The sequence below is a fragment of the Chitinophaga sp. 9-1-y genome (assembly GCF_059511905.2).
The window spans coordinates 5,729,002-5,755,170 of the sequence record NZ_CM197955.1 but is presented as its reverse complement, the minus strand read 5'-3'; the positions used below and the strand labels follow the sequence as shown (position 1 = coordinate 5,755,170).

General features: G+C 43.0%; 15 protein-coding genes. 13 read left to right on the top strand and 2 right to left on the bottom strand.

Annotated elements, in window-relative coordinates; genetic code table 11:
- The first annotated feature begins 17 nt into the window (after window positions 1-17).
- The 6 genes from AC5ZC7_RS22540 to AC5ZC7_RS22515 all read left to right on the top strand — a co-directional run bounded on the left by AC5ZC7_RS22540 (window position 18) and on the right by AC5ZC7_RS22515 (window position 10,030).
- Window positions 18-1,130 carry an acyltransferase family protein gene (locus AC5ZC7_RS22540; protein WP_496158784.1) on the top strand — a complete coding sequence of 371 codons (1,113 nt, stop codon included), beginning with the start codon at window positions 18-20 and terminating at the stop codon, window positions 1,128-1,130.
- Between the two features lie 292 nt (window positions 1,131-1,422).
- Complete coding sequence (locus tag AC5ZC7_RS22535; protein ID WP_496158785.1) at window positions 1,423-1,965, top strand: sigma-70 family RNA polymerase sigma factor; 543 nt, start codon at window positions 1,423-1,425, stop codon at window positions 1,963-1,965.
- 20 nt (window positions 1,966-1,985) lie between these two features.
- The gene (locus AC5ZC7_RS22530; protein ID WP_496158786.1) at window positions 1,986-3,128 is read left to right on the top strand and encodes a FecR domain-containing protein; all 1,143 of its coding nucleotides are present in this window, start codon (window positions 1,986-1,988) and stop codon (window positions 3,126-3,128) included.
- Window positions 3,129-3,385: 257 nt separating this feature from the next.
- Window positions 3,386-6,841 carry a SusC/RagA family TonB-linked outer membrane protein gene (locus AC5ZC7_RS22525; protein WP_496158787.1) on the top strand — a complete coding sequence of 1,152 codons (3,456 nt, stop codon included), beginning with the start codon at window positions 3,386-3,388 and terminating at the stop codon, window positions 6,839-6,841.
- Between the two features lie 21 nt (window positions 6,842-6,862).
- On the top strand, window positions 6,863-8,695 hold the full coding sequence (locus tag AC5ZC7_RS22520) for a RagB/SusD family nutrient uptake outer membrane protein (RefSeq protein WP_496158788.1): 1,833 nt from the start codon (window positions 6,863-6,865) through the stop codon (window positions 8,693-8,695).
- A 117-nt stretch (window positions 8,696-8,812) separates the two neighbouring features.
- Window positions 8,813-10,030: an IPT/TIG domain-containing protein gene (locus tag AC5ZC7_RS22515; RefSeq protein WP_496158789.1), complete on the top strand. Its 1,218-nt coding sequence runs from the start codon at window positions 8,813-8,815 to the stop codon at window positions 10,028-10,030.
- 703 nt (window positions 10,031-10,733) lie between these two features.
- Here AC5ZC7_RS22515 and AC5ZC7_RS22510 read toward each other — a convergent pair.
- Window positions 10,734-13,862, bottom strand: a complete 3,129-nt coding sequence (locus AC5ZC7_RS22510; RefSeq protein ID WP_496158790.1) for an efflux RND transporter permease subunit — start codon at window positions 13,860-13,862, stop codon at window positions 10,734-10,736.
- A 203-nt stretch (window positions 13,863-14,065) separates the two neighbouring features.
- On the opposite strand from AC5ZC7_RS22510, the gene AC5ZC7_RS22505 reads away from it, so the two are divergent.
- The 7 genes from AC5ZC7_RS22505 (at window position 14,066) to AC5ZC7_RS22475 (ending at window position 23,988) form a co-directional block, all read left to right on the top strand.
- The gene (locus tag AC5ZC7_RS22505; protein ID WP_496158791.1) at window positions 14,066-14,491 is read left to right on the top strand and encodes a hypothetical protein; all 426 of its coding nucleotides are present in this window, start codon (window positions 14,066-14,068) and stop codon (window positions 14,489-14,491) included.
- 80 nt (window positions 14,492-14,571) lie between these two features.
- On the top strand, window positions 14,572-15,768 hold the full coding sequence (locus AC5ZC7_RS22500; protein ID WP_496158792.1) for a DUF4934 domain-containing protein: 1,197 nt from the start codon (window positions 14,572-14,574) through the stop codon (window positions 15,766-15,768).
- A gap of 9 nt (window positions 15,769-15,777) precedes the next feature.
- Window positions 15,778-16,422: a hypothetical protein gene (locus tag AC5ZC7_RS22495; protein WP_496158793.1), complete on the top strand. Its 645-nt coding sequence runs from the start codon at window positions 15,778-15,780 to the stop codon at window positions 16,420-16,422.
- 26 nt (window positions 16,423-16,448) lie between these two features.
- Complete coding sequence (locus AC5ZC7_RS22490; protein WP_496158794.1) at window positions 16,449-18,281, top strand: O-antigen ligase family protein; 1,833 nt, start codon at window positions 16,449-16,451, stop codon at window positions 18,279-18,281.
- Window positions 18,282-18,298: 17 nt separating this feature from the next.
- A complete protein-coding gene (locus AC5ZC7_RS22485) occupies window positions 18,299-19,426 on the top strand; it encodes an efflux RND transporter periplasmic adaptor subunit (RefSeq protein ID WP_496158795.1) in 1,128 nt (375 codons plus the stop codon).
- 27 nt (window positions 19,427-19,453) lie between these two features.
- Window positions 19,454-22,525, top strand: coding sequence for an efflux RND transporter permease subunit (locus AC5ZC7_RS22480; RefSeq protein WP_496158796.1), 3,072 nt, complete (start codon window positions 19,454-19,456; stop codon window positions 22,523-22,525).
- 8 nt (window positions 22,526-22,533) lie between these two features.
- On the top strand, window positions 22,534-23,988 hold the full coding sequence (locus AC5ZC7_RS22475) for a TolC family protein (protein WP_496158797.1): 1,455 nt from the start codon (window positions 22,534-22,536) through the stop codon (window positions 23,986-23,988).
- A 4-nt stretch (window positions 23,989-23,992) separates the two neighbouring features.
- Here AC5ZC7_RS22475 and AC5ZC7_RS22470 read toward each other — a convergent pair whose 3' ends face one another.
- On the bottom strand, window positions 23,993-25,903 hold the full coding sequence (locus tag AC5ZC7_RS22470; RefSeq protein WP_496158798.1) for a hypothetical protein: 1,911 nt from the start codon (window positions 25,901-25,903) through the stop codon (window positions 23,993-23,995).
- Between the last annotated feature and the right edge of the window lie 266 nt (window positions 25,904-26,169).

Below are 26,169 nucleotides of genomic sequence, written 5' to 3'. Positions count from 1 at the left end.
ATGCTACAATCAGGATAATGAACAGTACAACCAATGTCAACCAACGACTGATTTCCCTGGATGTGATGCGCGGACTTATCATGATTCTCCTGGCCGGAGAAAGTGCCCGCATTTATGAGTCGATAGCGCAGTTGCATCCGCCGGGTATTGCCGGCAGTATCATTGAACAGTTTTTTCATCATCCCTGGAATGGCCTGCGGGCCTGGGACCTGGTGCAGCCGGCTTTTATGACCATGGCAGGATCGGCGATGTATATTTCTTACTACTATAAGACCCAAAAAGGGGTTACCTGGTCACAAAACTTCCGGCATATTGCGTTTCGTTGTTTAAAGTTGTTTATATTTGGCACTGCCCTCCATTGCGTATATGCAGGAAGGTTAGTGTGGGAGCTATGGAATGTGCTGACACAACTATCTGTAACAACCATTATCGCTTACCTGATTATACGCCGTTCCTATGGTTTCCAGCTGGGAGTAAGCCTCTTATTATTGTTGGCTACAGAGCTCCTCTATCGTTTTATATTGATGCCGGGTTATGAAGCGCCGTTTGTGCAGGATCATAACTTCGGATCATTTATAGATATGGTATTGATGGGAAAGCTGAATAACGGCGGGGGATGGGTGACTATTAACTTTTTGCCAACGGCTGCTCATACCATCTGGGGAGTACTGGCGGGGAAGTTGCTGATCAGCAGCCGGTCATCTGCCCAAAAAATCAAGATATTGCTGGCCGCAGGCGCTATAGGTTTGATTGCTGGTTTCGGGCTGGATTGGGCAGGTATCACGCCTATTATTAAGCGGATTGCCACCAGTTCATTTACACTGGCTTCCGGCGGTTGGGTGATGTTATTACTGGCATTCCTGTACTGGGTGATAGATGTAAAGCAAAACGTGCGGTATGCGTGGCTGGCCACTGTGGTAGGGATGAATGCGATTTTTATTTACCTCTTTTTTGAAACAGTAGGTGGACAGTGGGTAAATCCTACTACCGGCATCTTTGTAAAAGGTTTTACCGGGATGGTAGGGGTACCGGAAAGCATCCAGGAAATTCTTGCCGCCTTTGTAGTGCTTGGATTGGAATGGGGATTATGCTACTGGTTATATAAGAAAAAAATCTTCTTTAAGTTATAAGCTGTCTACTGAAACCCCTGTGAAAAAAAGCTCCGGCATCATTTGCCGGGGCTTTTACTTTTTTTTCCGACCGGATATGTTTTTACAGATTTATTCTTTACCTTGATTTCAAATTAAAATCATCAGGCCAAAATCTTTAGTCACAACAGTTGAACAATAGAAGAAATATGTTTCTTCCAACACTATATCAGGTCATGTAAATGGAATAGTAACTGTTCTGCGATACAGTTACAAGGAAAGTTATGTCAACGTCACGGATAATATACTACAACTAATAGGGCAGTCTTATTAAATGGATCATTCTTCAGACATAGAACTGGTTGAACGGTTAAAAGACGGGGATACCGCCGCGTATGATACTTTGTTTATGAAGTATCATAAGTTGCTTTGTGTGAATGCTTATTGGTTTTTACGCAATGAGGCGGAAGCGAACGACCTGGTACAAACTTTTTTCCTGGATCTGTGGGACAAAAAGTTATACCTTCAATTCAACGGTGATATCAAGGGGTACCTGCATCAGGCTATTAAAAACCGTTGCCTGACCTTGCTGAAAAAGCAAAAGAACGAACGGGAACAAAAAGTTGCTTTCACCCAATTACAGGATGAAACGTGCATGAGTATACCGGATATTTCGCCGGATTATTATAAACAATTATTGACTACTATTAATGGTATGGCCATACAAAAGCGTTCGGCTATACAAATGGTATATATACAGGGTAAGCGTTACCAGGAAGCAGCAGATGAGATGGGGATCAGCATCAATTCTTTCAAAACTCACCTGAAAAGGGGGTTGAAAGTATTGCGGCATGCAGTCATTAATAAAGGGCATTAGCCCGTGTTTTGTTAACAATCATGGAAGTAGCAGCGGAAAAAATATTTGAATTATATATACAACGCCTGTCGGGTGCACTCTCTGCAGAAGAGGAGCGCTATGTGCAGGAACAGTTGCTGCATAATCCGGGATTCAAAGCACAATGGGAGCTGCTGGTAAAGGAAGACGAAACCATGAATGCCAGTGGTTACCTGCAACGGATTGATTCTGCTTCTGCACTCCAGGCTATCCACGAAGAAAGAGCCGCAGTGGTGCCTGTCAGGGTACTACCCTGGAAAAAAATAATGATGGCGGCGGCTATGACCTTATTGTTGGGTAGTGGTATCCTGGTATTTTTCTTTTGGCATAAACCCACGCCGGTATACACTTCTGCCAATGTAATACTACAGCAACAAAAAAGGGCTATCCGCCTGGTAATGAATCACGGAGAAGCCATTACCTTAAATAAAGACAGCGGCGCTCAAACCATTGCCTTACAAAATGCCACGCTGAAAACCAGTAATGGCGCCTTACAATATACTTCTTCCGATACCGTACAAAATACCCTGGATGTGCCAGCAGGAGAAAGTTATCAGTTAACCTTGTCTGATGGCACAGAGGTATGGTTGAATGCCGCCACCAGGCTGCGTTTCCCATTTCATTTTGGAACGGCCTGCCGGGAAGTGTATGTAGAGGGAGAAGCCTACTTCAATGTAGCGAAGGATGCGCAGCGTCCTTTTATCGTGCGTACGGCTTTGAGCCAGGTGCAGGTATTGGGAACGGCATTTAATATTAATACCTACCAGGCTGGCAGGGTGAAAACCTCCCTGGTATCGGGCAGCGTAATAGCCCGTGGCAAAGGAAATGAAAAACAAACCTTACAACCCGGCCAACAGGCAGATTATGGCGCCGACAAAGGATTTACCACCAGTCGTTTTGATGAAGAAGAAGTATCCTCCTGGCGCAGCGGGGTATACTATTATCACAGCATGCCACTTGCTTCGGTAATACAGGAGGCCACCCGCTTTTATGGGATGCGCTTTATAATAGATAAGGATAAACTGGCCGGCAAATCTGTTACCGGCTTAATGGATCGTAAAAGACTGGATGATTTTTTATCCGATCTTAAAACGACTGCCCATCTCGACTACCAACTCTCCGGTAGCGAAATTATCCTGAAATAAATATTTTTCATTTTAGGCTATTAGCTGTCACCCGTTTTATCGAAAACGGAGTAGTTATACAGAAAGCATTCGTGCTGGCCAGTCAACTATTTATCTGTATACTTTTAGGGTACAGCAGTAACATATTTGCGAAAGTTTTTTTTAAAAAAAGTGAGCACTGCGTGTCACCCGTTTTGCCAAAATCGATGTAGTTGTACTGAAAGCATTGGTAGATGCTATTTGCTGTATAATCGTTTTAACTTGTAAACAATTCCCGAATGAAAAAAAGTATATGCCACTTCCAACTGGCTATGCGAAGAGTGGTACACTTACTGGTGCTCTGCAGCCTTATATGTATGCCGTTTTTCAGCGTACAGGCGCAAACGTCCACCCCTTCACTGCAGTCTATTGTTACTGTTACGGGAAATGATGTATCACTGGCGCAGATTTTTCGCGCCATTAAGAAGCAAACTGGACTCACGCTGGTGTACAGTAATCAATTGCTGAATGATGGGGAGAAGATTTCGCTGAATTTTCAGCAGGCGAAGCTGGATGATGTACTGTCTTTTATTTTCAAGAGCAGGAATATTAGCTATGTGGTGCAGCGCAATCGTATTGTATTGGATAAGAAAGCGGTGCCGCAGGAATCAGTGGCGGCGCCTGCTGCTTCAACAGAGAAAGCAGCAGAATGGCTTGTACGGGGGCTGGTAATGGATGCTGATGGTAATCCGTTGCCGGGCGCCACTGTTGCCGTAAAAGGGACCAGCAAAGGGACTGTTACCGATGTAATGGGGGTATTTTCTATCAATGCCACCAAGGATGATATCCTGAAAATAGGGATGATCGGAATGAACCCGGAAGAAATTCGCGTGACCAGCCAAAAGGCCATGAAAATCAGTTTAACCGCCAAGGTAGATAAGCTGAATGAAGTAGTGGTAGTGGGCTTTGGTGCGCAGAAAAAGGTAACCGTAACCGGCGCGGTGTCATCTGTAAATATGGCGGACATGAAAACACCCGTGCGCACACTGACCAACGCGTTGGTAGGTAAAGTAGCCGGGGTGATTTCTATGGCAAGTGCAGGCGGTGAGCCTGGTTATGATAATCCAACCTTCACCATCCGTGGTATCGGTACTTTCGTAGGTAGCAATTCCCCATTGATCATTGTGGATGGGGTACAACGCGAAGACGTGAACAGCACTTACGGAGGGGCATTTAATAATATAGATCCGGAAGACATCCAAAGTATTTCCCTGCTCAAAGATGCTTCTGCTACGGCTGTTTATGGAGCCAAAGGGGCCAATGGCGTACTGATCATCACCACCCGCAGAGGGGTTGCCGGTAAACCCAAAGTTTCAGCCAAAGCAGAAACAGGTTACAGCGGTTTAACCAAGTTACCTAAAATGCTGGATGGGGTGAATTATATGAAGTTGTATAACGAGGCAAGAACGAATGCAGGAGACCAACCTGTTTATACAGATGAAACGATTAGGAAAACAGCCAGTGGGCTGGACCCATACCTGTATCCAAATGTAAACTGGATCAATACTATTTATAAGGATTGGGCAGCTATGGCCAATGCAAATGTAAACGTAAGCGGTGGTGGAGAAGCCATGCGTTATTATGTATCGATGTCGTTTTATAACCAGGATGGACAATACAATGTAAAGAAGATAAATGATTATAACCCCAACCTTAATTTCAAGAGATACGATTTCAGGAGTAATGTAGATCTGAACGTCACCAAAACAACAGTGCTTTCCCTCAACCTGGCTTCCATGCTGGTAAATAGCCGTTTCCCCGGTAACTCCGCCAAAACTATCTGGTATTCAACTTATGGTACCAATCCTATCTCTTTCCCGGTTGCTTATCCGGGTAACAAATGGGCCGGACCGATCAACAACGGTGGCGCCAACCCTTTCAACCTGGTACAGAATTCAGGCTATAGCACAGAATTCAAACCATCTATCCAGTCTGTGTTATCTCTTAACCAGAAACTGGATGCTATTACAGAAGGCCTGAGTGCCAATGCCCGCTTTTCATTTGATACTTATAGCGAATTTGACAATTCCCGGAAAGGGTTGAATGATCTTTGGTATGCATCTGGCAGAAACGAAGATGGTAGCCTCATCTTTGGCGTACCTGTAAGAACAGGTGACACTTACCTGGGATACAGCGCGTCTTCTTCCGGAGAACGCATGATGTACCTGGAAGGTAACCTGACTTATGACCGCAGCTTCGGTAAGCACAATTTCGGTGGCTTGCTCGTAGGTAGTATCCGGAACCGTTTAAAGGGTTCCGCCGGTGATGCGATAGGTGCGATTCCTTACCGTAGCCAGAACGTAGCCGCCAGGGCCACTTATTCCTATATGGATAAATACCTGGCCGAAATAAATATGGGTGCTACAGGTTCTGAAAATTTCCAGAAAGGTAAGAGATGGGGTTATTTCCCTGCAGGATCTGTTGGTTGGGTGATTTCAAAAGAGAATTTCTTCCAGTCTGCTATCAAAACAGTGAACCTGCTGAAGATCAGAGGTTCCTATGGTATGACAGGTAATGACCAGATCGGCGGCGAAAATGCCGACAGGTTTGGATATTTAACAAGATATAACACTAGTGCCGGCGGTGTATCTTTTGGTAGCGCCGGAAACCCTGTTTATAACAATGGTATTGCCCCCAGTGTGCTTGGCACAGACGGACTGACCTGGGAAAAATCAGCGAAAACAGATATCGGCCTGGAAGCAGGCTTCCTGAATAAGCTGAACCTGGTAGTAGATTGGTTCCAGGACAGAAGAACAGCCATCCTTGTTGCACGGAATAGTATTTCACCTATTGGTGGTTATTCTGATGTATCAATCTACGGTAATGTAGGAGAAATGGTGAATAAAGGAATGGATGCCAGCCTGGAGTATACAGATCATATCGGAAAGGATATTTCTATTCGTGTATTCGGTAACGTTACTTATGCTAAAAACCGTATCGTTTATGCAGATGCGCCTAAAGCAATATTCCCTTATCAACAAATGGAAGGACATCGCTACGGTGAATTCTATGGCTACCAGAGCTTAGGATTGTTTACCAGTGACGATGATGTAGCCAAAAGTGCTAAACAAAGCAGGACGGTTTATCCTGGTGATGTGAAATACATGGACCTGAGTCATGATGGCAAAATTAATGGTGATGATCAGACCTATCTCGGCAAGTCATTTTTCCCAACCTGGTCATATGGTTACGGTTTCAATATTGGATATAAAAAATTTGAACTCTCTGCCATCTTCGCGGGTGTAGCCGATGTAGGCATTATGGCGAATGGTACTGATGTTAAATTAGATGGCGCCGGTGCACCAGGTGTTGGTGTGGTACCGTTTGCCGGTATGGGGCAGTATACAGCCGCCGTTATGGAGGATATTATGAACCGCTGGACACCGGATAATCCGAGCCAGCATGTACACTACCCAAGAATCACCGTGGCCAATACCAATGATAATAACTACGTAAACAGCAGCTGGTGGGTAAGAGATGGAAGTTTTATGCGCCTTAAACAGGCTTCTCTCAGTTATTCATTTATTACACCGGAAATGAAGAGAAGAGGTATCAGCAGTTTACAGGTGTATACTTCCTGTACCAACATGCTTACCTTCTCGAAGTTTAAATTATGGGATCCTGAACTGGGTAACAATGCAGCGAAGTACCCCTATTCTAAAACCGTTACGCTGGGTCTAAGAGCGCAGTTTTAATCAAGCAAAAATGATCATGTTATGAAGAGATATAAATACCTGTTACTTTTTTTCAGTGGTATAAGCGTGATGATGTTGGGCGCGTGTACGAAGTACCTTGATAAAAAGCCGGATAATCTTTTATCGGATGACCAGATCTGGGAAACAAGGGCAAACGCAGAAGCCTATCTGAGTAATATTTACAGCTACAGATCCGGCTATAGTGATTATGCCAATATCGGTGTTTCAGATGAAATGTCTGTTTCTATTCCCAGTACCAATGTAAGGTCTATGGTGAGTGGTAACTGGAGTGCATCTGATTGGTACTACTATAACTGGGGTGGTTATTATAACGCTATCCGCAGGTCATTTGTTTTTGAACAGAACATTGACAGAGTGCCGGCTGTTCAGCTGAGTGATGTTTTGAAAGCGCAGTATAAAGCAGAAAACCTGTTTTTACGGGGATATTTTTATTGGATGTTGTTAAGGCAATATGGCCCGTTTGTAATTATGAATGGAATTATGAGTCCCAATGATGATTATAATAAATTGACCAGGGCGCCATTCAACGACTGTGTAGCCCATATCAATGGGTTAATGGATGCCGCAGCAAAAGGATTACCATTTACCTGGAATGCAGGTAATAATGGCCGGGTTTCCAAAGGCGCCTGTATGGCCATCAAAGAAAAGGTGGCACTGTGGGCAGCCAGTCCGTTATGGAATGGTAATCCCCGGTTGGCTAATTTCAAAAACCAGGACGGTACGCCGTTAGCACCTGTCGCTTATGATGTAAATAAATGGCGCACTGCGGCCACTGCTGCCAAAGCCATTATAGACTCAAATATTTATAAGCTGTTCACCAACCTGGATAATGGTGGCAGTCAATTTAATCCATATGAATCCGTACGTGATTTGTTCCTGACTTCCTGGAACAATGAAATCATCCTGGCCTCCATGAACTGGGACCGTTGGGGCTATACCGCCTGTGCTTCGCCTGGCCCCTCAGGACTCGATTTATATAATGCTACGCAAAATGTAGTGGATGCATTTTACATGAACAACGGTAAAACCATTGATGACCCTACTTCCGGTTACAAGGAAACTGGTTTTGCCCAGGAAGCAGGGAAGAAGACATGGGAACAAAATAAAGGTGACTGGAATATGTATGCTGACCGGGAACCCCGTTTCTACGCTTATGTTGCTTATAATGGCCGCCCCGTTACCGCCGCCACCTCCCCTGATGAACGCAATTATTTTTCTTCCGATAATAATAAAGATGGCAAAGGCCGGATAGAGTTTTATTATGGTGGTAAATCAGGAATGATATCCCAGGGAAGTAATGTGATCACGGGTTATTTGCCCAGTAAACTACTGAGTCCTAACGACAATATCCGCACCATGGTGAGTGGCGCCTATCGTTCTCCGTGGATCCTTATCCGTTATGCGGAAATATTGCTGGATTATGTAGAAGCCCTGAATGAATACGATCCTGCTAATCCCGATATTGTTACTTACCTGAATATGATCAGAACAAGAGCAGGTATTCCGGGAATAGAAGTAGCCTATCCTGATGCCGTAGGCAACCAGGAAAAAATGAGGAAATATATCCTGAGAGAAAGACAGGTAGAGCTTTGCTTTGAAGGCGACCGCTATTTAACGTTGATTCGTCGTCAGCTGATGGGTAAACCGGAGAACCAGGCTATTTACAGCATGAACGTAAATGCAAATGACAACAAGCAGGGATTTGCGTTTACTGATTTTTATAACCGAACACTTTTCCAGAAACGTTACTGGGACGACCGGATGTATATGTTCCCTATACAGCAGAAAGACCTGGAAAGAGCAAGGGCGTTGGTACAGAATCCAGGGTGGTAATAATTTTCTTTATTTAATTCTCAATTGACTGCTATGATCAGGCCACTGAATTCATATATACTTACAGGTTGTTTTTTTGTTGCAGCTGCATTTACCAGTTGTAAAAAAGATAATGATTTGAAACATGCTGCAGGCCAGCCTGTTTTACTGACAGATTTTATTCCCACTACCGGCGGCGCTACTACAGAAGTGTTGATTAGCGGTGATAACTTTTCATCTGATACCTCCAACCTGAAGGTCACCATCAATGGTAACCCCTGTAAAATAATAGGCGCCAATACCAAACAAATTATGGTAATTGTACCTAAAAGATGTGGGTCTGGCAACCTCGTCGTGTCTATCGGAAAGGATAGTGTGGTAAGCAGCACGCCATTCAATTATATATTTACCAGGACAGTTACTACCCTGGCTGGCAATGGTACCGCGGGGTATGCCGATGGAAAAGGAACAGACGCCATGTTCAATTTTAATGGACAGAGCTGGTTCAGGATGATGGGAATGGCTACGGATGATAAAGGCAACGTGTTTGTAACAGATCCGGGTAATAATTGTATCCGTAAAATTGACAAGGCGGGTAATGTTACTGTATTGGCAGGTAGTCCCGGCCATGGTGGGGGCGATGAAGGGCAAGGTCCAACAGCTCGCTTCTCCATTCCTTATGGCGTAGCTACTGATGCCGCCGGAAATGTGTATGTAGCGGATCCGGGTGTATGGCATATCCGTAAAATTACACCAGATGGCACCACTTCTTCCCTCGGAGATGCAATACAGGAGCCGTGGAATATCACGGTAGATAAAAAATCCGGCAGAATATTTTATGCCAGTCCGGGTAATGGCACCATCATTGAATTGAAGTCTGATGGCAGCAGTGAGGTGGTGATCAGCGGTATCAATAGCCCCGGCGGAATGAATTTCGATAAAGATGGTAACTTATATGTATCCAGTTATGGCGACCAAACCATTCTCCGGTTTAAAGCAGGGACCTGGGAACGCAGCGTGATTGCTGGTACTACCGGTGTGCCAGGTTTTGTAAATGGTGTTGGCGCTGCCGCCCGTTTTGCTAACCCATGGGGTTTGGCAGTGGGCGATAATGGTATCGTATATATTGCAGGTAATGGTAGTTATGGTGCCAATGTGGATGAGAGTATCCGCGCTATCTATCCCAATACATGGAATGTAATTACTTATGCAGGTAATGGTACGCCTGGTTATTCAGAAGGCATTGGTGGATTGGCTTCCTTCAACGCGCCCATGGGCGTAACGGTAGATAAAAATGATGTAGTGTATGTGTTGGATAAGAATAATAACAGAGTAAGAAAGATAGTATCAGAGTAAATTTTCAATAAGCATTCCAGCGGTAGCAGTCGTGTTACCGCTGCTTTTTTTATTATCGGTTCAGCTATGTGATGTGAACTGATAATTGGTGGGATCGTAAAAGAAGAACTTTGCAGGTAAGTTGGGTTGAGAAATCTAACGTATATGCTGAATTGGAAATGAGTATATCATGATGAAAACTCATATTGATTCCATCGGAAGCTAAATTCCCCAATACACTCATAGTAGTAGCACCCCCTTTCTTTATTGTATTTTATGGGTGCGCCCAATTCTTTCATAAGGTTCAGATAAATAAATAATTTACTTCTCGATAGCCCAATTTTTCTTGCAAACTGCTGCGGTGTGCCGGAACTTTTGGTACGTATAATCGTATCAATATTTTCAAGGCGATGAATGTACTTGATGTTCATGTTAGAATGGGAGTTTTTATTTTTTAAATGGTATGAAAACCAGACATAGGAAGAATGAATTTTTATATGTTTTCGTTGGTAACAAAAAGTGTTCACTATAATGGAATGGGTAATTGAAATGCTCTACAGGGTTGGGTTTATTGGACTTTTTCACAAGTGCATCCCCGTTGTTTAAAGTAAAAACAAACGTATAAACAAATGTAGCGTTTTAATTTTATTTTTCACCTTTTTTCTATCAAAAAAAGCAAAAAAAAAGCTGCTTTTTTTGATAGAAAAAACCTGGAAGATGGGGCCTATGAATTGTTAGTTCTGCGGTATAAAAATACTGGAAAAACAAAGAATATAACCAGCAGTGAAAAGAGTAGGCCGCCTGATGTTCCAATGGCAAATGCATACCAGAATATTTCGTGTTGGCCTTCTGCAAGAAACGGCAATAGCCCGCAGCAGCAGGATATAATTGTTAATAGGATGGTTTTACTGCGACAAAAGATGGCACGGACCAGTAATCGGTTATTGTGTTGATGTGATGATGTACGCAGTTGGTTGTAATCATTAATGATAAAAATACTGGCGTTGGCTACGAGTCCTCCCAACATGATAAAGGCGGCATATCCACCCTGATCAAAATAAGTGTTGCCGGAGGAAAACGAAATGAATAACCCAATAAAGGAAAGAGGTATAACAAGGATAATGAATAATGGTTGCCGCAGGCTTTCAAATAAAACACTACAGATGAAAAAGATGAGCACCATGAGGAATAAAATCAGGTAATAATGTCTGCCACTGTGGCCCCAATCATTGGTCCATTCCGGCTTTTCTGCCGTATAGCCTACCGGCATTGTTTTCTTCATTTCTTCCAGGGCTTCCGACAAATATTTTTCGCCAAACTCCGGGGCGCCCAGGTATTCAAAACTCACGTGCCGGATGTATTGCCTGTTTTCTTTATTTACGGTGGTCATTGTATTCCTGAATTCAAAGTTTCCGACGTCTTTTATCTGCACTGCTCTGTTAGTGTCTAATTGAAGGGCATTGTGCATAATGTTATAGTTGCTATAATTGTCACTGTTTTTTTCTTTTATCAATACCTGGTAGTAAGTGTTGTTCATAATGATGCTGGAAGCGGTATTGACAGGCTTTGATAAATCACGTAATGCATTGATAATTTCATATTGGTCGGTGTTTCTCAACTTCATTTTTTCCGGATTCAGATTAAGTACGTATTCCTGGCTGGTTTGCTCATCATAACTTTGTCTTTCATTGATATTTATTTTTTGTACTCTTTTATGGCGCCCCAATATTTGCCCAAGCCGGATAGCCTGTTGTTCCAGGTTGTCAAAATTGTATCCTTTCATTTTTATAACGAAAGCAGGAATTTCATCTGATCCGTTGTTGGTAAAGCCACGGCCCACACCATGAATTGTCCATTTTACGCCACCCCAGTCAATAGACCGGGAAATCAGGTATTGCTTTAACTGAGCAGGGAATCGGGTGTTTTCTACCGCTTCTTTAAAGGAAATTTCTATGCTTCCATGCTGCCCGGAATAAATACGTGTAATAAATTTATCGATACCTTTTATCGGACCTAACTGGCGCTCAAAATCAGAAATTATGCGATCCATCTGGTCAATAGTATTGCCAATTGGCATGGAGGCATTTACATAAAGCAGGGTTCTTTCGGGTGTTTGATAACCAGATTTTTCATAAACGTTTTCGATGAATGGACGTAGAAATCCTCCTAACCATTTGTTCACAGTAGGCTTGATATGTTCCTGGTAATGGCTGCTACCTATGGTGTTATTGTAAATGTTTGCGTACCAGGTGGCAGAATCACATTTATCCGGAAGCAGGAATACGGGTAACCCAAATAGCAGCAATATCAGGGTGAGATAGATTGCTTTGTATTTTGCCAGGAAACTAATGCCAGCGCCATAGCCGGAACGTATCTTCCACCAGGTTTTCCTGGTGGAGAATTTTACCCGGACAGGTACTTTGTTCCGATCTGTCAATAGCTGGTATAGCGCGGGAATAAACAGGAATGCTACAATAACAGAAGCCGCTAGAGATAAAACAATAATGATGGAAAAATCACTTAGGTTCTCCCGTTGTTCCATGGGCAATAAAAAAACAAGCGACAACGCGGCCATGCTTGTAAGTGAAGAAGCGAGTAAGGCAGGAAATATCTTCCTGTTGAGATACCGGTGATAGTGATCCAGCATTACAATTGCGTTATCCGTCATAATACCAAAAGCAATTGCTATACCTGCGATGGTGTAAAGATGAATGTTTACCTGGAAGAGGTAGGAGAAGATAAGCGTCAGGGAAAGATTTACAACCAGGCCGGATATTAATATCAGTAGATACCGCCATTTGCGATAGGATAAAAAGATGAATAAAGAAAGAATGCTTACGGATAATATGGCTCGTTGGTAGTTCTTGTTCATTTCTTTTTCCAGGAAATCAGCGTTGTCATAGGACATGCTGACATGGTACGCCGCAGGTAAGTCCTTTATTAATTTGTTAATAGCTGTTTTTAATTTTCCCGCCATTAAAATAGCATTCCCGCCTTTTCGGATATACACGCTCATATTAAGTGCATTCTGGCCGTTGATGCGCAGGTACCACTGTGGATCTGCTTCCTCAATAGATACGGTGGCAATATCACCCAGGTGAATGGGGCCGCGCGGGGTTGTTAGCAACGTTTGCGCTATTTCCCGGATGCTTGTTTGCGCCGCCTGGATACGCAGGAAATACTGCTCCCCGGTGTCGGTATGAATAGACCCCGGATAAGTGACCGCATACCTGCTCAGCAGGCCATAGTTGATTTGTGATGGAGATAGCTGTAGTAACTGGCATTTTCGGATATCATAGCGGATCACCACCTGGAGCGGATTAATCCCACTAAGGGTGGCATTTTGCAGGCCGGAGAAGCCGGCGAGTTTTTTTACCAGTAGTTCTTCCACTGTCTGCTTTATTTTAAACGGCTGCTGTGGCGCATGGATGCTATATATCAATAGCGGGCGACTGTCTGTTTCTGCAGATTCGATAGCAGACGACACAACGGGATAGCTGATCCCTGGAGGTAATTTGGGGAATAGCTGTTTGATGATAGCACTGATTTCAAATTCCCGGACATTAAAATCGGTTCCTGGTGCAAAGCTCAACCAGATTTGCCCCTGGTTATAGTCGGAAGCAGACCGGATATTTTTGATACCTGTTACCCTTGATAAAGCATTTTCAAGTAAGGACGTGGCTTGTAATTCCACAATATCCGGACTGCTGTTGGGCAGGTAGAAACTCACCGTGATAGTATTCCCGGAAGTATGAGGTACCAGGTCTACCCGTAGCTTCGGAATAAGCAACAGGCTTAGCAGGGAAAGTGTGGCAATGAGTATTACGATGCGAAAAGGCGAAATAGACTTCATCTGACTATACTTAAAACGGGATGTGGAATCACGATGCGATGGTAGTAGTTCCTCCCGGCATCCTGCTCCATTTGTTCAGAAAATAAACTTTCTGCAATAAGGATTTTTCTAATCTCTAAATATGGGACTAAGGGCAATTACTTTTGATCTGATAATTTTTTTTGTGCGCACAGATTATCATTCAAATTAAAATCAAAAAAATTATGAAAACGAAAATTTTAAACTTTATTGGCTTCATCGCTGTGGCCATGGCTGTTTTGGTAGTGTCAGTACCTTTCTCCTCTAATGGTGAAGTGGAAGGTAGCTATAGCTCCGGAACAGATCAGGGTGGTTCTCCGAATGGTCATGGATGTTATACCTCCACCACACTTAATTGCGGTATCAACTATACTGCCGGAGGAGCATCTGTGTACGTTGGTAACAACGCCTCATTACAAGGGATTTTAGATGGCCTGGGTGGCATCTCCGGCGGCTTCGAAGCCAGCGGATCTGGTAACTACGTGCATTTTACTGCAGGTGGTCAACAGAAAATCTGTGATTTCAGTGGCGCTTATGGATACCCTTACGGTTGCACACAAGTAACCTGCAGCGGTGGTATTACTACGCGTACCTGCGTTCAGAAACAATAACGAATAACTGAATAATAATTCCGGAAGAAGCTCTTTTTATAAGAGCTTCTTCCTATCACAGATAATAGAAACGCAGAAATATGAATCGTGGAATTTTATGGGGGATGATGCTTGGTATTGGCATAATAGCCTGCAATAACGATAAAGAAGCAGACACTAAGGGCCCGGCTCAAACTATTTTTATTGACAATACCGATCTGAAAAATGTGGCTGATGTGGGTTCCTATGTGGATAGTATGGAACTGGTTCCGCTGAAGGAGCAAAGCGGAAATCTACTGGCGGAGGCCACTAAAACGTATGTTAGCCGAAATCATTACCTGGTTTTTGACAGATTTGGCAGCCGGAAAATAGGGCTTTTCGATTCGAAAGGAAATTTTGTTAAAACGGTACTTAAAACAGGAGAAGGCCCCAACGATGCTTTGCAAATAAATGATTGCTGGATAAATAATGAACATAACCTGGAAGCTTATGATTTCGCACAAAAGAAATTATATGTTTTTGATAGCCTTTTCAACCTGCAAAGAATCAGCAAGTTCTCTGAATTTCTCATGTTTAATACCATGAAGTCGATTCCAAATTCTGATAAACATATTGGCTATGCCAGCTTTGACCACACAAATGACCCCTACAAAGGTAACTACTATCACCTGGCTATATTAAATGACTCCCTGAAACTGGAACATGCGTTCCATTATTACAATAAGGCTTTTTCCGGTGCACAGTGGTTATCTTATCTTGAACATTTTTACCAATACAAGGATACCCTGAGATTTGTGGAGCCCTACAATAACTATGTGTATAATGTATCTGCCAGTGGAATGACGGAGCGGTACAAAATCCGGTACAAGGAGCATACACTGCCGGATGGATTAGTAGAGAAAGAAATTGCCAAATACGCAGAGAAACTTAAAGATAGAACAGCTTTTGTACCCAGTACAGATATTATTAAAGGATACACGCTGTTTAATGGTCGTTGGCTGGAAAGTGATCACACTGTATTCCTGACTTCTGCAGATGAGAAGAACGGTTTGTTTTTTTCATTGTTTGATAAGCAGAAAGGGAAAATTGTTTACAACGCGAGGATTTTTGCAGATAATAGTAAGTATAAAACTATTATCCCCGCTCCCAGCTATTATGATGCAGATAACAACTGGTTTATCACGGTTGTGAAATGTTTCGACTTAAAGAAATTGTGTCCCCAGGAAAGCCCCTTGTATCAAGCCATCGCTAATGCAGAAGAGGAAGACCTTTTTATTTTTAAAACCAGGTTTAAATAATTGCTGTTCATGAAAAATACTGCTTCATCAGACAAGCCTTCCCGCATACTACTAATTTGCCTGAGTATATGTGTATTGGGGCTTTCTTTTTTATATGCTGACGCTAAGAAGAAACAACATGCAAAAGCCGGCGAAAACCAATTATTGCTGGATAGTGTAGGCAAGTCAACTTTTGAGAATTATTATCTGGCAGAGATGTCTGAAACCATGTTGAGAGAGCATGATGTGCCGGTAGGGGATCACCCTTTAATGGTATACCAGGTAGGTAAGCAAAAGGGCGATAGTATAGACCTCTTGTCAGAGTTGCGCAGTCACGATAAAACCATTGTATTCAGATTAACAGAATTGGGATGCCATGCCTGTGCCGACAGTTCATTGAGTATTTTGAAAACATACGCTCAAATGCCGGAGAAGTATAATATCCTGGTATTGGTAGATTTTAAAAATTATGAAGATTACATTAAATGGAAGAAGATTTCGGAGATCAACTATAAAGTATTGTGGCTTGACAATGGACGGTTACCTTTTAAGATAGAGAAGAGGGCTACTTCTTATTTCTTTACTATTGACAAGTCATTGAAGGCAAATAATTTCTTTGCTCCCAACAGTCGATACACACACTATATCAGATCTTATTACAATGGTTTGCTGTAGCATACCAGAAAATATTATGCTTAATAATGATGCGCCTGGACTTATATCAAGTGGCCAATGTTGGTAAGAAACCTGCTTTTTATTTTGTTGTACTATCGCTCCTATTCTATGGATACCTGGTGGCTGTTTATCCCTATTCTTTCAACTATGAGTTGGGGATTGGGAAGCATCAGTACTACCTGCTGACCTATGCGATTGCGGTTTTTACGGGTTGGTTTGCGCTATCTGTTTTTGGAAAAGACAAGCTGTTACCGGGTCAGTCGTTATTCGCTGGGGGATTGATATTGGTTTTGTCTATTGTTTTTTTCTCCGAATATTACTCATTCTTCAATGAGCATTTTGTCTCTTTGCTGGCCATTGCTTTGATGGTATGCATATTTATGAATACCGATGCCGGGACCATGCATTGGTGGTGGGTACTAACCGGATGTTTTTATCTGTGGCAATGCTATCTGGGGATGGACCAGTATTTCCGTCCTGGTGAGTATGACTTGCGAAGGCCTGACGGAACGTTCCGGAATTCAGGTATATTCAGTAGTTACCTGGTTATTCAATTGCCGGTTACCTGGTATATATTGAAAACAGTTGTTTTCAAAAACAGGTCGCAATGGTGGATGATAACTGGCTTTAGTTTCTTCCTGGTTTGCACGGTTATAATTGTTTGGACGAATCAATCGCGCACTGCTATGGTGGCATTGGTAGTTATATTGTTTGGTATGATACTACCGCTGTTAAAAAGGTGGGTACTTCTGCTAAAACAGCGTATAGGGAAAAGGTTTATTGCTGTAGTGGCTGTGTTGTTATTCCCTGTACTGGCAATAGCTATATGGATATCAGGAAATCACCTGATACAGATGAAGCTGATGTCGGCTGTTGGGAGGTTGCTGATGTTGGACGTAGCCAGGGAACACGTATTTGATCACTTCTGGCTGGGAACCGGGCCAGGCAGATTCAGTTGGTATTATCCACAGTGGCAGGCGCAGTATTTTCAACAGCACCCGGCGCCCTCCCTGCATTTTTATCTGAGTGCAGGGGAAAGTTATGTATTGTTTAATGAATATTTGCAGGTGTTTGAAGAATTGGGCATTGTTGGTTTAATTGTTTTAGCCGCGGGATTAATTTGGTTTTTCAGCACCACCACTTCAGCAAACAAAGCATTGCTGAGTAGCTGTAAGTTGGTGATGATTGCCATATTGGTGGTGGGACTCACTTCTTATCCTTTGCATATTACCCCATTGATTTTCTTGTTTTTTTGCTGTTTTCTTACTGCATATATATTGGGAGATAGAAAAGAGGATGGAACTGTTATTGCCGGAATGGCTGCCAGGATTTTCCGGATAAGTGGCATGCTTGCATTGAGCATTTTTTTCATGTTGTCGTTGGTAAATGCCGCCGCTGCTTTTAAATGGCAATGTTTGCGTAACCGCTATTTACCTGAGTATGGTGAACAGGTAAAGGAGTACGAAAAGCTGATGCCATTGTTAAAGCATGATGGAAAATATTTACTGGATTATGGAGAAGTATTGTTGCAGAATACAGCCGCGCATCGGCGCTCGGTGTTACTCCTGGAGCAATGTAACAAATACTTCCTCACCTATCGCAGCGCTCAGGCCCTTGGTATAGCTTATAAACAATCATTGGATTATGAGAAGGCATTGGCACAGTATCAGTATTTGTCCAACCTGGTTCCTTCCAGGTTTTCGCCCAGGTATGAAATGGCCGGATTATATCTTAAGATGGGAGATAGTGCCCGGGCCAGGCAGGTGGCCGCAACAATTGTTAGTATGCCGGTTAAGATAACTTCAGATGAGGTGAAGCGGATAAGAATGGAAATGAATGCTTTATTGAAACATCAGTAATAAAAACAGGATAATTCATGAAGATACCTATAGTTCAATTATTGTTGTGTGTAGTGGCGCCACTGAGTTGGCTAAATATGTCCTGCAACGCCTCCGGTGGGGATAGTGGTGAGATAAAGGAAGGGCAGGACTTTTCATTAAAGAATACAGCTACGGCCACCAGCGTGCAAATTGCGCTGGCTGCTAACAGGACTTTTAATTATGTCGTTAATACCAACGGAAAAATAAAATCATTGCATGAACAAGTCATTACCGCAGAAAGCGGCGGCAAATTAGTTATTTGTAAAGCAGCGGTTGGCGCAACGTTCAGTAAAGGGGCATTGCTGGCCCAAACAGAAACGACTCCGATTGAATTGAGAATGGAGCGGGCACAGTTAAATCTTTATAATGCAACGAAAGAATATGAGAGCCAGTTATTGGGATATCAGAATCTATTTACTGGAACAGATACACTTCAGGCGGCCGGGATCAGGAAAAAGCTACGTATCAGCTCCCGGCTTTCGGATGCCGAACAGGATATCAGGGAGTTGAAGTACGAACTCTCCCGGTCTTACATCTATGCATCGTTTGATTGTCGGGTATCAGATGTAAAGGTACAGGAAGGTGGCTACCTGAGGCCGGGGCTGGATATGTTCCGCGTATACGATGCGGGGAACCTGGTACTGGAGGTAAAGGTATTGGAGTCTGATGTGGCTATGCTCAGCAAAAATATACCTGCTGTTATTATCCCGGTGGCTTCTCCGGAAAGTAAGTATACTGCTGTATTATATGATATTAACCCTTATATAGATGAGAATGGTATGGCGTTAGTCAGATTGAAAGTAAATGGACAGCCACCGTTGTACCCCGGCATGAATTGCCAGGCAATGATAAGTATACCGACCCGGCAGTCAATAGTGGTGCCCAAAGAGGCTGTTGTTATGCGGAGCGGTAAGGCAGTTGTTTTTACCTGCGAAAATAACGTGGCCAGGTGGCACTATGTAACGGTAGGAGGCGATAATGGCGCAGAAGTGCAAATTATCAGCGGCTTGAAAGGTGGGGAGAAGGTCATCATTTCTAACAATCTGCAGTTGGCAAACGATGCTCCGGTGAAATCGGAAAATATATCAAAAGACAGCAGTAGGGTGAATCAACCGGAACTATAACACTATTCAAAGCATTTAACAGATCACATGATCAGATATTTAATACAGAAACCTATTGCCGTTTTAATGTGCTTTCTGGCTTTGGTTGTTTGTGGGTTGGTATTAATTAAAAAAGTACCGGTGTCACTATTGCCCAATATCGATGTGCCACAAATCGTTATTCACGTTAATTATCCTAATACGTCTGCAAATGTGCTGGAGCAGAATGTGTTGCAGCCTATACGGGAAAACTTCGCCAATCTTGGTCATCTAAAGCAGATAGAAAGTCAGACGTCTAATCATACCGGTATCATATACCTGACCTTTGAATATGGTACCAGAATGGACCTGGCCTATATAGAAGTAAATGAAAAACTTAACCGGCTTAGCAGCACATTTCCACGGGATATGCCCGCTCCGCAAGCCATGCGTATCAATACATCAGATGTACCGGTTATCAGGGTACAGGTAATCCCCGTTGCGTCGGGAAGTATGGCCGCCGCATCCGAGTTAACCATAAAGACATTAAAAAGACGTCTTGAACAAATCGATGGCGTTTCCCTGGTAGATATCAATGGGTACCAACATCCGGTTATTGATATTATACCCGATAAGGCGGCTTTATCTGCCATCGGACAAACGGAGGCAATTATTGTTCAGACAATCCGCAATGCCAACCAGGATATGGGAGGCCTCAGCGTAAAGGACGGACATTACCGCTATTTTGTGAAACTCAGTAATGTCCTGGAAACTGCCACCCAAATGGAGAAGCTGCCAGTGAAACTGACAGATGGATCTATTATCCCACTGGGGCGTATTGCTGCCGTGCAGCAAACGGAAGAGAGACCCACCGGGTACCATGTATTCAATGGAAAAGAGGGCCTGGTGATAACTGTACAGAAACAAACCGACAGTAAAATGAATGAGCTGGTGCCGCGGATTAAATCAGCAGTAGAACAATTTAAGAAAGATTATCCGGGTATTCAGTTTTACATCTCCCAGGATCAAACTTTTTTGCTGGATGCTGGTATCAGTAATTTATACCAGGATATTGTGATAGGGGGGATACTAACTATCTTACTGTTGTTTGTCTTTCTGGGCAATTGGGCATCCCCGTCTCTCATGAGCATCAGTATTCCATTATCGCTTATTTTAACGTTCATTTTCTTTTACATTTTCAATATCTCTTTCAACATTATTTCCCTGTCAGGATTGGCATTGGGAATAGGGATGTTGATTGATAACTCTATTGTGGTAATAGATAACATCACGCGGAAGCGGAGAGCAGGTATGGATATGATGGAAAGCAGTGTGCAGGGTACCAATGAAGTAGTGGCGCCGGTGATTAGCCAGGTACTCACTACGGTGGCTGTATATGCCCCGCTTGTATTGCTGAATGGAATGGCAGGTTCGCTGGTGACCGATCAAAGCATTGCATTAACTATTTCATTGGGGGTATCTCTACTGGTTGCTTTTATTCTCTCCCCGTTATTGTACCGATTGATGTTGAAGGGGGCTCCGGAAAAAATGAAGGAAGACACTATCTTTTATAAATGGGTGTCGCGCCATTATCACCGGATGATTTCACATATATTAAAACACCGGTTACGCTATTTTTTGATTACCATCCTGGTAATGCCCGTTGGTGTTTTTATTGCAAAGCAAATTCCTGTTAGCCCCCTTCCGGCTATTGAGAAAAAGGAGAGCCTGGTATTGATTGATTGGAATGCGCCGGTAGACGCACAGGAGAATTTGAGAAGAGTGAAGGAGCTGCAGCAATCCATACAATCCACCTGCCTGCTCACCGAAGCCGAGGTGGGCATTCAACAATTTTTAATACAGGAAGATAATAACAATATTCAGAATGCCTCCCTTTATTATGCCTGCCATAGCGAGCAACAGAAAAGCGCAACAGACAACGTGCTGAGAAAGATGTTGAAACAGCACTATCCTCAGGCACTTGTAAGAATCATTGATGCCCCTAATGCCTTTACCCGTTTGTTTTCAAATAATACGCCTTATCTGGAAGCACGTTTTAGGCCGGAAGGGAGTTTTTCTGACTTTGACAGTATTAGCAGCCGGTTGGAAAGTATTTCACAAAACATACAGGTAGCAGCTGAAATGGGCGCCGGGCTGGTAAAGCAGCGGAATGTGGAAGTGATCCTGGATGACGAAAAGATGGCGCTATATGGCATAAGCCGGTATGCGATAGAGGAGGTGCTGCAGCAATTATATGGTCACTATACCATTACAGAAATTAAGCGCTTCGGTAATGTAAAGAATGTAAGATTACAGCCTCCTTCAGGAAGAGAAGAGATCATGAATACCATGGTAATGGCCAGCAACGGCATCAGTTATCCATTACGAACATTTGTGCACATGAATTATGGAGAACAGCAAAAGTTTATAACAGGAGACCGGGCGGGCGCCTACTATGCCATGGTATTTAGTAGAAAGATAAAGAATGTAGATGCATTACAGCAACAAATCAGGCAACTCGCCGCAGCGGGTAATCTCAACGTATCATTTTCAGGGAGGTATTTTGAAGACCAGGACCAACTGAAACAGCTATGGACCATTTTCTTCATCGTGGTATTTCTGCTGTATATCATCCTGGCTATCCAATATGAAGACCTGGTTCAGCCATTCATTGTAATGCTCACGATTCCTCTCGGTATATCCGGTAGCATGTTTTTATTGTGGATAACCGGCGGCACCCTGGACGTGATGGCTTGCGTAGGATTCATCGTTATTCTTGGATTGATTGTAGATGATCCCACCCTGAAAATGGAAGTATTAAACAGACTGGAAAAAGAATATAAAGCAAAAGGCTATGTGAAAAATGACCAGCTGTTGGAGAAAATGATTCATGAAGCAGGTGATATCTGTTTGAAACCTTTGCTGATGGTATCTCTGACCACCAGCATCGCTATGGTGCCGGTATTGTTTGTGGGCGGTATCGGCAACGATTTACAGAAACCCCTTGCCTATGTAATTATTGGAGGTTTAACCATTGGTACCTTTTTTACCACCTGGTTTATTCCACTCGCCTACTGGTATGTAAGTAAATGGAGAGAACAATGGAACACATATAGGTATCAGCGGTCTCAAAAAACATGATGTGAACAATGATGAAACACTTATTTTTTTCTACAGGACTTATTTTAATAGTTATTGCCGGCAATGCCCAACATGCTGTAACCTTAGACGAAGTGATAACAAGGGCACAATCCCAGTCTCCTCAATATAAACTCTATCATACACAACGGGAGGTAAGCTATTATGTGTATCAGACGTTTAAAAGTGATCTTAAACCACAGATCTCTTTCTACGGAAATGCGCCGGTATATAGCAAACAATACGGCGCCATTACCCAGCCAGATGGAACTATCTATTATTTGCCGGTAAAACAAAATACCGCAAGTGCCGGGTTTAGCCTTAGCCAGAAGATTAAGGCTACTGGTGGGGATATTTCCCTGAATACAAGTCTGAGCCGATATGACGACTTACAGGGAGGTACGCATCAATATAATGGTACACCTGTTTTTCTGCAGCTGAATCAACCATTATTTGGTTTTAATGCATTGAAATGGGCTTCAAAAATAGAACCACTCAAACTGGAGGAATCAAAGCGAACTTTTGTGCAATCAATGGAGAGTATGGCTCAACAATTTACCGGGTTGTATTTTAATGTCATCGGTGCACAGGAGAATATCCGGATTTCCAGTCTCAATTTTAATAATACAAAAGACAACTATGAAATAGAGAAGCAACGTATATCATTGGGCACCACCACAGAAGACAGGTTGCTACAGCTGCAATTACAACTGCTGACAAACCAGCAGAACCTGGAAAAATCCCGTTATGATTACCAGGTGGCATTGCTGGCACTTAACAGCGCACTAGGTAGTAACGACAGTAGCAACGCAACTTTCGTACTGCCGGAATCGGTTCCTGATTTTAACATTGACCTCAATAAAGCATTGGAATCAGCAAGAAAGTATAGACCGGAGTTCCTGGCATTTGAACGAAAAAGACTGGAGGCAGCGGGGAATGTGGATAATGCGAGGGCGGCAAAACAGCAGGTAAATGTGAGTGCTACCTTTGGGTTAAATCACGCCGGTACAGATTTAGGAAAGGTTTATACGGATGGCCGGGATCAGCAAACACTGTCAGTTGGCTTTAATATACCTATTATTGATTGGGGGCGGCGTAGTGCATCCTATAATGCGGCGAAAGCAAATCTGAAGCTCACCATTTACAACAATGAAATTGATGAGGTGAATTATATACAGGAGATCGTAACACTTATTAAGAATATTCCGCTGGTGCGGAATAATATTTCCCTTACACAAGTACGGGATACCGTAGCTCAAAAACGTTACCTTATTGCCAATGAGTTGTATAAGGTAGGTAAGTTGTCCATCTCAGATCTCAATATTGCTCAAAATGAAAAAGATAATGCCAGGCAGGAATATGTTGCAGCACTACGTTCATTCTGGGAAACTTTCTATTTACTGAGACGGACAACTCTATATGATTTTCAGCGTAATAAAGAACTATATAATTCCGGCGACAACTAACAGGTTACCACCATATTTGCTGATCGTTCTCGTAGGTAAAGAGTCTTTCTTCCTTGCCGGTAGTATGATTATGCAAATAGTATAACCCATTTTTAGGAACACCGGTGAAGCGGAGTTCGTAACTGGTTGCTTTCATTCTGCCGGCAGAGTGCCATTTCCCATCGTTGCCCCAGTAAAATAATTCATAGTCGTGCCCAATGTTCATACCATTGTTGTCACTCCTGGCTCTATAGTCAAGTCCGGCAACAGTTACCGGTTCATCATATGCCATTCCTACCCAGGTTGAATCGAGCTTGCCGGAATCGAAGAAGGTAACCGGGTCTCCATCAAAAACGGCTTCTTTCCGCTGGCTTTTATTATTTAAGTAAGAGCCATCTGTACCAATGATCTTACCTCTCAACACGTTATGTTGATTGTCATAAAAGTTGAGTTCTGCGATATTTCCGCTGGAATTTTTAGGAGAAAAATATCGGAGGTACCGGAATGATTTTGGTTGCCGGAATTTAACGGTGTTGATACTATCTCCCGGCATCCTGGTAATAGTGAAAAGGTCAACGGCATCGGAAAAATCCGGTTGATTCGCTCCCTGGAAAATTCCCTTTAACATCCTGGAGTGGAAGAAGGTAATATAGCTTTTGATGGGAAATTTACGGGTTAATTTCATCGTTTGCCGGTGCAATGTATCTGCCTGCAGGTATACTACACGACCGATTGTATCCACAAGAAATGGCAGCGATACTGTTTCTGTTTTATTTTTTGTAATAGCTGTTGCGAGATATACAATTTCTCTTCCCATTTTTTCAAATGTTGCGGCGGTATCATTGGCTACTGCCCAGCTAACCGGCATCCACGTTTTACTATCATAGCAGTTTAGGTAAACGAATTGATTTTGATGATCTTTTATGGGCAGATGAACGGTGGAAACAGGCATGTATTCCGGGGTCACATCAGTGATGAACGCGCTATTTAACCAGTCGGGGAGGAAAGGGCAAACGCCTCTTTGTTTTACGTGGGAGAAAGGATTGGAGGAGTAAGAGTACCGGTATATTTTCGGATTTCTTACTTCCACCGCTTTATAAATGCCCAGTCCCCATACGGAAGGAATATCAAATGGAATACAGTTGAGACTGTCTCTTACCAGCGATACCCATTCATGGCCACCGTACGCGTTGCCATGTTGCGGAGAGAAATCTTTTGCTACCGGCATGCCGAGGGTCCGTAACATGAAAAGCCCTTCGTTGCTGAATTCCTTACAACTACCCATCGACAATAACTCAAGGGCAGAATTAGGAAGTGGAGGCAGATTCAGGCTGGTGGAGCCATATCTTCCATTGAAAGCTACCCTGATGGAGCCCAGGTAGCGGTTGGCATCTGCGCAGGCAGTCTGGATATCTGGCTTTATCCACATGTTGTTGAAGTAATAGTTATACTTCAGAATACTATCCCGCCAGTATTCCAGGGGCTCTTCTTCCGCTTTATACGGTAATATATACTCGCAGAAATTTTTAAAAGAAACCGTTCCATTCCAGGAGGAGCGGTGATAAGCATAAAAAGCGTTGTCAATATTTTTTTTAAGATAGCCTACCGTGATGGTTGTACTATCGGGTACCCTTGCAATCGACCAGCCTTTCTTTCTTATAGAATCCAGTTTTGCTGCCAATACTTCCTCATCCCTGTAATATTGATGTATTACCGAGATGTAAGGATTAGCAGAAGAATCAGCAAGGTGATTTTTCTCCTTCATATGGGTAACCAGGAAAATAGCAGCCTGCCGTTGCAGGCTGTCTTCGGGAGCAGCATATTCCCGTAAAAGGCCGGCTAATAATTCATCCCTGTTGTGCGACGGCTGCTGACTATTACGGCAGGCAAACAGGAGCATCAGGCATAACAGGAACAGGGTGGAGATTTTTTTCATTTTTTTTGTTATTCACGGTGAGTGTAGGAAGAAAAATGTTTATAAATAATGAGTTTGATATACCCTAACTAAACTGTATTTTTATCCGGATATAGACGAACGATGAATTTATACAACGGGAAACATCAGCACTATACTTTAAATGAGTAATAAGAAATACAGTAACAAATCAAAGGAATAATAATCTCTTATTACGGGACCAGTGAGTCTTAATAGCCAGGTTGTGAATTAATCCAATCACCATCATTGAACAAAGGAGCGATCAA